General features: G+C 74.2%; 10 protein-coding genes. 8 read left to right on the top strand and 2 right to left on the bottom strand.

What is annotated here, in order from left to right:
* Position 1: 1 nt before the first annotated feature.
* Entirely contained in the window at positions 2–2,119 is a 2,118-nt protein-coding gene (locus E1258_RS25795; RefSeq protein ID WP_132405672.1) for an elongation factor G-like protein EF-G2, read from the bottom strand.
* A 251-nt stretch (positions 2,120–2,370) separates the two neighbouring features.
* Between E1258_RS25795 and pgsA the strand changes: the two genes are divergently transcribed.
* From pgsA to E1258_RS25760, 7 genes are all read left to right on the top strand, one after another.
* Complete coding sequence (gene pgsA, locus E1258_RS25790) at positions 2,371–3,003, top strand: phosphatidylinositol phosphate synthase (RefSeq protein ID WP_132405670.1); 633 nt, start codon at positions 2,371–2,373, stop codon at positions 3,001–3,003.
* Positions 3,000–3,950: a phosphatidylinositol mannoside acyltransferase gene (locus tag E1258_RS25785; RefSeq protein ID WP_132405668.1), complete on the top strand. Its 951-nt coding sequence runs from the start codon at positions 3,000–3,002 to the stop codon at positions 3,948–3,950. Before pgsA ends, E1258_RS25785 begins: the two co-directional genes overlap by 4 nt.
* A gap of 17 nt (positions 3,951–3,967) precedes the next feature.
* Positions 3,968–5,128, top strand: a complete 1,161-nt coding sequence (locus tag E1258_RS25780) for a glycosyltransferase family 4 protein (protein WP_132405666.1) — start codon at positions 3,968–3,970, stop codon at positions 5,126–5,128.
* 98 nt (positions 5,129–5,226) lie between these two features.
* Positions 5,227–5,727 (top strand): hypothetical protein, encoded by a 501-nt coding sequence (locus E1258_RS25775; RefSeq protein WP_007075756.1) that lies wholly within the window; start codon positions 5,227–5,229, stop codon positions 5,725–5,727.
* 130 nt (positions 5,728–5,857) lie between these two features.
* A complete protein-coding gene (gene pdxS / locus E1258_RS25770) occupies positions 5,858–6,775 on the top strand; it encodes a pyridoxal 5'-phosphate synthase lyase subunit PdxS (protein WP_007075757.1) in 918 nt (305 codons plus the stop codon).
* A 76-nt stretch (positions 6,776–6,851) separates the two neighbouring features.
* Entirely contained in the window at positions 6,852–7,457 is a 606-nt protein-coding gene (gene pdxT / locus E1258_RS25765; protein ID WP_132405664.1) for a pyridoxal 5'-phosphate synthase glutaminase subunit PdxT, read from the top strand.
* 266 nt (positions 7,458–7,723) lie between these two features.
* On the top strand, positions 7,724–8,473 hold the full coding sequence (locus E1258_RS25760) for a YebC/PmpR family DNA-binding transcriptional regulator (protein WP_132405662.1): 750 nt from the start codon (positions 7,724–7,726) through the stop codon (positions 8,471–8,473).
* A gap of 140 nt (positions 8,474–8,613) precedes the next feature.
* Here E1258_RS25760 and E1258_RS25755 read toward each other — a convergent pair whose 3' ends face one another.
* A complete protein-coding gene (locus E1258_RS25755; RefSeq protein ID WP_132405660.1) occupies positions 8,614–9,234 on the bottom strand; it encodes a hypothetical protein in 621 nt (206 codons plus the stop codon).
* A 120-nt stretch (positions 9,235–9,354) separates the two neighbouring features.
* Between E1258_RS25755 and E1258_RS25750 the strand changes: the two genes are divergently transcribed.
* A partial coding sequence (locus E1258_RS25750) for a serine/threonine-protein kinase (protein ID WP_132405658.1) occupies positions 9,355–10,166 on the top strand: 812 nt, incomplete at its 3' end.

Raw genomic sequence — 10,166 nt, 5'->3', positions numbered from 1 at the left:
GTCAAGGGGCGGGGGTGTGGTGGGTGAAGTGGCGGCGGAAGGTGCCGGTGCCGGCGGTGAGGGCGCGTAGCTCGACGGCGTACCGCAGCAGCTCGACGGCCGGCACCTCGGCGCGGACCAGCGTGTGCCCCTCGGCGTCCGGGTCGGGCTCGGTGCCGAGCACCCGGCCGCGCCGGCCGGCCAGGTCGCCCAGCACCGCGCCGACGGTGTGGCCCGGCACCCGGACGACCACCTCGTCGACCGGCTCCAGCACGATGGGCTGGCCCTTCTCGGCGGCGTCGCGCAGGGCGAGGGCCCCGGCGGTCTGGAACGCGGCGTCGGAGGAGTCGACGCTGTGCGCCTTGCCGTCGACCAGGGTCACCCGCAGGTCCACCACCGGGTGCCCGGCGACCAGGCCCCGCTCCAGCTGGGCCCGGATGCCCTTCTCCACCGACGGGATGTAGTTGTGCGGCACCGCGCCGCCGACGATCCGGTCGACGAACTGGAACCCCGCGCCCCGGGGCAGCGGCTCCACCTCGATGTCGCAGACGGCGTACTGGCCGTGGCCGCCGGACTGCTTGACATGCCGGCCGTGCCCCTTCGCGGGCGCGGCGAGAGTCTCCCGCAGGGCCACCCGCACCGGCTCGGTGTCCAGCTCGGCGCCGCCGGCGCGCAGCCGGTCGAGCACCACGTCGGCGTGCGCCTCGCCCATGCACCACAGCACGAGCTGGTGGGTCTGCGGGTTGCGCTCCAGCCGCAGGGTCGGGTCACCGGCGACCAGCCGGGCCAGGTTGCGGGCCAGGGCGTCCTCGTCGGCGCGGCTGTGCGCGACGACCGCCACCGGCAGCAGCGGCTCGGGCATCTCCCACGGTGCGACCAGCAGTGGGTCGTCCTTGGCGGAGATGGTGTCGCCGGTCTCCGCGCTGCCCGACTTGGTGATGGCGCAGATGTCGCCGGCCACGCACGCGCCCACCTCGCGCAGGGCCGCGCCCAGCGGGGTGTAGAGGTGTCCGACCCGCTCGTCGGCGTCGTGGTCGGGGTGCCCCCGCTCGGCCAGGCCGTGCCCGGCGACGTGCACGGTCAGCTCGGGGCGCAGGGTGCCGGAGAAGACCCTGACCAGGGACACCCGCCCCACGTGCCGGTCCACCGTCGTGCGGACCACCTCGGCGACGAGTGGGCCGGCCGGGTCGCAGGTCAGCGGCGGGCGCGGGGATCCGTCCACGCCGGTGACGGCGGGCAGTTCGTGCTCCAGCGGTGAGGGGAACGCCGAGACCAGGCCGTCGAGCAGCACGTCCAGGCCGACCCCGGTCGCCGCGCAGACCGGCAGCACCGGGTGGAAGTGCCCCTTGGAGACGGCCTTTTCCAGGTCGGCGACCAGCACGTCGGTGTCGATCTCCTCGCCGGCGAGGTAGCGGTCCATGAGGGACTCGTCCTCGCTCTCGGCGATGATCCCCTCGATCAGCTCGTTGCGGGATTCGGCGATCGCCGGCAGGTGCTCCGGGTCGGGCTCGCGTACCTGCGCCGGCAAACCGGCGGTGTAGTCGAAGACCCGGCGGGTGACCAGGTTGAGCAGCCCCGCCACCGACTCGCCGTCGTCGCCGAGCATCGTCAGGTGCAGCGGCAGCACGTTGTCGCCGAAGACCCGCTGGCACAGCGCCACGGCCTCGTCGAAGTCGGCGCGCGGATGGTCCAGCCGGGTCACCGCGACAGCCCGGGGCATGCCGACGGCGGCGCACTCCTCCCAGAGCACGGCGGTGGCGGCGTCCATCCCGTCGACGGCGGAGACCACGAACAGCGCGGCGTCGGCGGCCCGCAGGCCGGCGCGCAGCTCGCCGACGAAGTCGGCGTAGCCGGGGGTGTCCAGAAGGTTGATCTTGACGCCGTTGTGCACCAACGGGGCACAGGCCAGGCTCACCGAACGCTGCTGGCGTACGGCCGCCGGATCGTGGTCGCAGACCGTGGTGCCGTCGGCGACCGTGCCGGCCCGGCCGATCGTGCCGGTGGCGGCGAGCAGCGCCTCGACCAGGGTCGTCTTGCCCGCCCCGGAGTGGCCGACGAGCACCACGTTGCGTACCCCGCCGGGCTCGGTCACCGTCGGCGCGCCGCCGGCGGCCCCCTTCTCCTGACTCCTCTGCGCCATGGGGCGCACCTCCCTCAACCGGTGGTGGGTGGCGACCGCCGCGCGCGACGGAGAAGCGGTCCGGTGCTTCTGCCGCGGCGACATCCTCCGGTGATCCGCTGCGCGACGGGTACGGGACGGCCCGGCTGGTGAGCTAAATCACCCCCACACTCGATCTCACACCTCTTGCGGAGCCGACACAAGACTTCCTCGGGCGGGTCGGCGACCGGGGCGTACCGTCGCGGGGTGTCGGCCGTTATCGTGGGACCGCCATGGCGAAGATCTTCCAAGTGTCGGCCCGGGCGGGGATGACCCGCGTCGTCGAGCCGATCGCGCGCGGCCTGCTCCGCGCGGGCGTGACCCCGAACGCCGTCACCGTGACCGGCACCCTCGGGGTGCTCGTCGGCGCGCTCGGCTTCGGCGCCCGCGGGCACCTCGTCGCCGGTGCCCTCATCGTGACGGTCTTCGCGCTCACCGACCTGCTCGACGGGACGATGGCCCGGATGAGCGGCGGCTCGACGCGTTTCGGCGCGTTCCTCGACTCGAGCATGGACCGGGTCGCCGACAGCGCCGTCTTCGGCGCGGTGGCGTACTGGCTGGCCAGCGAGGGCGACCAGGCCGGCGTCGCCGCCGCGCTGATCTGCCTGGCCGCCGGCGGCCTCGTCTCCTACGTCAAGGCCCGCGCCGAGGGGCTGGGAATGACCTGCAACGTCGGCATCGCCGAGCGCACCGAACGGCTGCTCATCGTCGGCGTCGGCGGCCTGCTCACCGGCGTCGGCGTCCCGTACGCCCTACAGGTCGCGCTCTGGCTGCTGGCCGCCGTCTCGATCTTCACCGTGGGGCAGCGGATGGCCCACGTGTACCGGCAGGCCCACGCGACCACGCCGAGCGGGTCCCGGGGGTGAACCTCACCGAGCTGGGCTACGTCGCCGGCTGGCGCCTGGCCCGCGCGCTGCCCCGGCCCGTCGTCGCCGCGGCCTTCCGGGCCGGTGCCGACCGCGCCCACCTCGCCGGCGGCGGGGGTACGGCCCGACTGCGCGCCAACCTGCGCCGGGTCGTCGGCCCCGAGCTGCCCGAGGCCGAGCTGGACGACCTGGTCCGCCGCGGCCTGCGCTCCTACGCGCGCTACTGGATGGAGGCGTTCCGGCTGCCGGCGCTGAGCCGCGAGCAGATCCTCGCCGGGTTCCGGCTCGCCCCCGAGGGCATCGACCAGCTCGCCGCCGACGTGGCCGCCGGCCGGGGCGCGGTGGTGGCGCTGCCGCACGCCGGCAATTGGGACGCCGCCGGGGCCTGGGTGGCCGCCACCGGCTGGCCGATCACCACGGTCGCCGAACGGCTCAAGCCCGAGGGCGTCTACCAGCGCTTCCTCGCCTTCCGCCGGGGCCTGGGCATGGAGATCCTGCCCACCCACGGCGGGGACCGCCCCGTGTTCGACGTGCTGGTGGACCGGCTGCGCCGCGGCGCGGTGGTGCCACTGCTGGCCGACCGGGACCTGTCGGCCCGGGGGGTGGAGGTCGACTTCTTCGGCGCGCGGACCCGGATGCCGGCCGGCCCGGCGCTGCTGGCGATCCGCACCGGCGCGCCGCTCTACGTCACCTCGATGTGGTACGAACCGGACGCCGCGTGCGCCTCGATCGCCGGCCCGCTGCCCCTGCCCGAGGCGGACAGCGGGCCGCTGGACCAGCGGGTCCGGGTGCTGACCCAGCGCATTGCCGACGGTCTGGCGGCGGGCATCGCCCGGCATCCGGAAGACTGGCACATGTTGCAGCGGATGTGGCTGGATCAGCGCGGCACCGGCGACGACGGGTCCCGGCCCGCCGCCGGGCCGCCGGCCGCCGCCGGAACGGCCTGAGGCGAAGGGGCGCTGGAATGCGGATCGGCATCGTGTGCCCGTACTCCTTCGACGTGCCGGGCGGGGTGCAGAACCACGTGATGGACCTCGCGGAGGCGTTGCTCGGGCTCGGGCACGAGGTGAGCGTCCTCGCCCCCGCCGACGAGGACTCCCCGCTGCCGCCGTACGTGGTGCCGGCGGGCCGGGCCGTGCCGCTGCCGTACAACGGGTCGGTGGCCCGGATAGCGTTCGGTCCGGTCTCCACCGCCCGGGTCCGGCGCTGGATCGCCCGCGGCGAGTTCGACGTGCTGCACGTGCACGAGCCGCTGACGCTGAGCCTGTCGATGCTGGCCGTACTGTCGGCCAAGGGGCCGGTGGTGGCGACCTTCCACACCGCGATGACCCGGTCCCGGGTGCTCGCCGCCGCGCAGGGCGTGCTTCAGATCGTGCTGGAACGGATCACCGCCCGGATCGCGGTCAGCGCCCTCGCGCGCAGGGTCCAGGTCGAGCACATGGACGGCGGCGCGGTGGAGATCCCCAACGGGGTCACCGTCGCCAAGTTCAGCCACGCGGCCCCGCTGCCCGGCTGGCCCGGAAAGTGCGGGCCCGGCGAGGGCGGCGCGCTGGGTTTCCTCGGCCGGTTCACCGAGGCCCGCAAGGGTTTCCCGATCCTGCGCGACGCGTTCGTCGAGCTGGCCCGCTCCCGGCCGGGTCTGCGGCTGCTGGTGGCCGGGCCGGGCGACCCGGACGACCTGTTCGACCGGTTCCCCGCCCCGCTGCGCGACCGGGTCACCTTCCTCGGGCTGGTCTCCGAGGCCGACAAGGCGCGGATGTTGCGCAGCGTCCACCTCTACGTGGCCCCGAACACCGGCGGGGAGTCGTTCGGGATGATCCTCACCGAGGCCCTGGCGGCCGGCGCCACCGTCGTGGCCAGCGACCTGGACGCGTTCCGCCGGGTGCTCGACGGCGGCCGGGCCGGGCACCTCTTCCCCACCGGCGACGCCGTGGCGCTGCGGGCGGCCCTGGCGGGGCTGCTCGACGACCCGGCGCGGCGGGCCGAGCTGACCGCCTGCGGAGACCTGGTGGTGACGCACTTCGACTGGCCCGTGGTCGCCCGCCGGGTCCTGGAGGTGTACGCGGCGGCGATCGAGGCGACCGACGGGCGGGTCATCGACCAGGAGTGGGCGGGGCTCGGCTGAGACCGGCGGGCCGGCGAGCGGGGTGACCCCGTAGGGCCGGGTGACCGGGGTGTCGGCGTCCGCCGCACCCCGGACGAGGCGAACGGAGCAGCACTACGATGCCGGGCATGTGGTGGGTGGTGGGCGCGAGCTTGCTCGTTGGGCTCGTCGCGGCGTACCTGATCTGGACCGCCGGCCGGGTGGAGCGGCTGCGCGTGCGCGCGGACTCCGCGGCCCGGGCCCTCGACGCGCACCTGCTGCGCCGCGCCGCCGCGGCGGCCGTGCTGGCCGAGCGGCGCTACGGCGTGGAGCTGTACGCGGCGGCCCGGATCGCCCTGGACGCCGAGCCGGAGGAGCGGGAGGCCGCGGAGAACGACCTCACCCGGCAGTTGCGGGCGGTGCGGCTGGACCCGACCGACCCGGAATGCGAGGCGGTGATCGCGGCGAGCCGGCGGCTCGCGCTGGCCCGCCAGGTGCACACCGACCTGGTCCGCGACGCCCGGTCCGCTCGCGGCCGCCCCCTGGTGCGGCTGTTGCGGATGGGGCGGCGACACCCCTGGCCGCGCTACTTCGACATCGACGACCCGACCCTCGAACTGCCCACCGACGTGCCCGCCTGAGCCGCTGCCGGTGGGGTGATGACGGCCACAGGGCAGGCCACCGTGGGTCTGATTGGCTGTCGGAGTGGCGTTGCACCCGTCGTAGCATTCAGCTGAGCCACCCCCCGAGCACGCCAAGGAGCGATGACCCGTGCCCGAAACCACTTCCCCGAACGCCAGCACCACCCCCGTCGTCGGGACCGCCCGCGTCAAGCGCGGGATGGCCGAGATGCTCAAGGGCGGCGTGATCATGGATGTGGTCACCGCCGAGCAGGCCAAGATCGCTGAGGACGCCGGTGCCGTCGCGGTGATGGCCCTGGAGCGGGTTCCCGCCGACATCCGCGCCCAGGGCGGGGTGTCCCGGATGAGCGACCCGGACATGATCGACGGCATCATCAACGCCGTCTCGATCCCGGTCATGGCCAAGGCCCGCATCGGCCACTTCGTCGAGGCCCAGATCCTCCAGTCCCTCGGCGTGGACTACGTCGACGAGTCGGAGGTGCTGACCCCCGCCGACTACGCCAACCACATCGACAAGTGGGCTTTCACCGTTCCCTTCGTGTGCGGGGCGACCAACCTGGGCGAGGCGCTGCGCCGCATCACCGAGGGCGCGGCCATGATCCGCTCCAAGGGTGAGGCCGGCACCGGCGACGTCTCCAACGCCACCATGCACATGCGGAAGATCCGCCAGGAGATCGCCCGGCTCAGCTCCCTGCCGACCGACGAGCTGTTCGTCGCGGCCAAGGAGTTGCAGGCCCCGTACGAGCTGGTCCGGGAGGTCGCCGAGACGGGCAAGCTCCCGGTGGTGCTGTTCACCGCCGGCGGCATTGCCACCCCGGCCGACGCCGCGATGATGATGCAGCTCGGTGCCGAGGGCGTCTTCGTCGGCTCCGGCATCTTCAAGTCCGGCAACCCGGCCCAACGCGCCGCCGCGATCGTGAAGGCCACCACCTTCCACGACGACCCGGACGTGCTGGCCAAGGTTTCCCGGGGCCTCGGCGAGGCCATGGTGGGCATCAACGTCGACGAGATCCCGCAGCCGCACCGCCTGGCCGAGCGCGGCTGGTGACGTGCAAGGAGGGGCCCCTGTCAACGCTTCCGGCATAGGAAGGGCCCCTTCCGCACAGCCGAGGAGAGGAGCGAACGTGACGGCAGCACCCGCCATCGGTGTGCTCGCGCTCCAGGGCGACGTCCGGGAGCACGTGGCGGCCCTGACCGGCGTGGGCGCGCACGTCCGCCCGGTGCGCCGGCCCGCGGAGCTGGACGCGGTCGACGGCCTGGTCATCCCGGGCGGCGAGTCCACCACGATCAGCAAGCTCGCCGACATCTTCGAGATGCGCGAGCCGATCGACAAGCGGATCGCCGCCGGCATGCCGGTCTACGGCTCCTGCGCCGGCATGATCATGCTGGCCACCGAGGTGCTCGACGGCCGCCCCGACCAGCGCGGCTTCGCCGGCATCGAGATGACCGTCCGGCGCAACGCGTTCGGCCGGCAGGTCGACTCGTTCGAGGCCCCGGTGCGGCTCGCCGGGGTCGAGGGCGAGCCGTTCCACGCGGTGTTCATCCGGGCCCCGTGGGTCGAGCGGGTCGGCGCCGGCGTCGACGTCCTGGGCGAGGTGGCCGAAGGGCCGGCCGCCGGGCGGGTGGTCGCGGTCCGGCAGGGCAACCTGCTGGCCACCGCCTTCCACCCCGAGCTGACCGGCGACCTGCGGCTGCACCGCTACTTCGTGGACCTGGTCCGCGCCGCCTGAGCCGTACCTGGCCTGTGCCGCCTGAGCCGTACCCGAGGGGCCCGTCCGGACGTCCGGGCGGGCCCCTCGGCACGTCGGCCGCCGGGCGAGCCGGTGCCGGGTGTGACACCGACCCGCGCCACCTCGGTAGGATTGCCGCGGTTCGGCAGGGCTTCGTGCCCGCCGCGGCCATCCACGCAGAGCCGGCCGGCCCGTCGTACGCCGGTGGAGAAGTGGAGTTGGCGCGGGCAGTCGACGCAGGCGTGATCAACAGACGGAGGTAGCAGATGTCCGGCCACTCAAAGTGGGCGACCACCAAGCACAAGAAGGCCGTGATCGACGCCAAGCGCGGCAAGATGTTCGCCAAGTTGATCAAGAACGTCGAGGTTGCGGCCCGCACCGGCGGCGGCGATCCGGCCGGCAACCCCACGCTCTACGACGCCATCCAGAAGGCGAAGAAGAACTCCGTACCGAACGACAACATCGACCGGGCGGTCAAGCGCGGCTCCGGCCTGGAGGCCGGCGGTGCCGACTGGCAGACCATCATGTACGAGGGGTACGGCCCGAACGGCGTCGCGATGCTCATCGAGTGCCTCACCGACAACCGCAACCGGGCGGCGACCGAGGTCCGCACGGCGCTGACCCGCAACGGTGGGTCCCTTGCCGACGCCGGCTCGGTGTCGTACATGTTCTCCCGCAAGGGAGTGGTGATCGTCCCCAAGGCCGGCACCAGCGAGGACGCCGTGATGATGGCGGTCCTCGACGCCGGCGCGGAGGAGGTCAACGACCTCGGCGAGGCGTACGAGGTGATTTCCGAGGCGACCGACCTCATCGCCGTGCGTACCGCCCTGCAGGACGCCGGCATCGAGTACGAGTCGGCCGAATCCTCCCTCATTCCCAGCATGAACGTGCAACTGGACGAGGACGGCGCCCGCAAGGTCTTCAAGCTGATCGACGTGCTGGAGGACTGCGACGACGTGCAGAACGTCTACGCCAACTTCGACGTCTCCGACGAGGTGATGGCGGCGGTCGGCTGAGCCGTGGCGGCCGGGCGAGCGGCGTCCGCGCCGGGCGTGGCGCGGGCACGGCAAGCTGATCGGCGCTCGGACCCCGGCTGGTCGGCACCGTCGGGCGGGGGCGGGGCGCCCGTGGACCGGGTCGCCCCGCCGGTCGCCGGTCAGCAGGGGCGGCCCTCCCGGAAGCCGCGCTCGACAAAGGACGCCGGGCCGACCTGGAAATAGCCGACACCCGGCCGGATCGGGTGACCGGTGAACAGCTCCACCCGCGAGCCGTACCGCACCAGGTAGCCCGACTCGTCCCCGGCGTTGTTGGTGATCAGCTCGCCCCGGGGGCCGTAGATCTCCTCCAGCTCGTCGAAGGTCATGCCGACCCCCGCGCCGGCGGGTGAGTAGGGCGGCACGGTGGCGGTGCCGATCTCCACCAGCCGGCCGCCCACGAAGGCCAGCATGATCTGGCCCGCCCAGGCCCCGGTGACGCCCGCCTGGACCGCGCCGTCGCACCCGGGTGCCGTCCAGTCGATCAGCCCGGCCGCCGACAGGCGTGCCAGGTCGGCGCCGATCCGGAACGGCCCGGCGCCCCGCACGCTCATGACCTGGGTCCGGTCCCCGACGCCGGGACCCGGTGCGGTGGCGGACCGGCCGGGTGCCGTCGCACCGGCGTCGACGCCGTGCTGGGGGTGAAGCGGCGCGGCGGCGACGGCCGGGGGCGCGGCGGCGACCGCGACGAGCGCGGCCACGGTTAGCGCGGCTGAGACGATGGGGTACGGGAGACGGTGCATGGGGATCTCCTCCTCCGGATCGGGTTGTCCTGACCTGTTGGTCTCCCCGGAGGCGGCCACGGTTCGTCGGTTTCCCGACATGACCGTCTACCGTCGAGACGCAGCGGCGGGGGTGACGCGGTGACCAGTCCGGTGCGGATCGGGCCCTACCGGATCGAGCGGCTGCTCGGCGCGGGGTCGTTCGCGACGGTCTGGCTGGGCCACGACCCGGTCCTCGACGCCCGGGTGGCGATCAAGGTGCTGGCCGAGAACTGGCACCACGACCTGCGGGTCCGCGAACGCTTCCTCGACGAGGGCCGGCTGCTGCGGCGGCTCGACCATGAACGGCTGGTCCGGGTGCACGCGGTGGGCGAGCTGCCCGACGGCCGGCCGTACCTCGTCATGGCCTGGGCGGACGGCGGCAGCCTGGCCGACCGGCTGGCGGACGGCCCGCTGCCCGTGCCGGTCGCGCTGGCCGTGCTCGCCGAGATCGCCGCCGGGGTCGCCGTCCTGCACCGCCACGACGTGGTGCACCGCGATCTGACCCCCGGCAACGTCCTCTTCCGCTCCACGCCGGACGGCGAACGGGTGCTGATCGCCGACCTCGGGCTGGCCAAGGCGCTCGCCGCCGCGTCCGGTCTCACCGCCCGCGCCGGAACCCCCGGCTACATGGCGCCGGAGCAGGACGACCCCCTCGCCGTCGTCGACACCCGCGCCGACGTGTACGGGCTGGGCCGGCTCGGCCTGCGGCTGCTCGGCGCGGACGCGGCCCGGCCGGATCCGGCCCGGCTGCGCCCGGGCGTCGCGCCCGAGGTGGCGGCGGTGCTGCGCCGGGCCGTCGTGCCCTGCCCGGCCGGCCGCCACCCGGACGCCTCGGCCTTCCGGGCGGCGCTGCACCACGCCGCCGCCCGGAAGGCCGGGCCGGACCCCGTCGCGACGGTGTCCCGCCGGCC

The sequence above is a fragment of the Micromonospora sp. KC207 genome, assembly GCF_004348615.1.
In the GTDB taxonomy this organism is placed as follows: domain Bacteria; phylum Actinomycetota; class Actinomycetes; order Mycobacteriales; family Micromonosporaceae; genus Micromonospora.
Note: the sequence above shows the minus strand (reverse complement) of the source record. Positions and strands in the feature narration are given on the sequence as shown.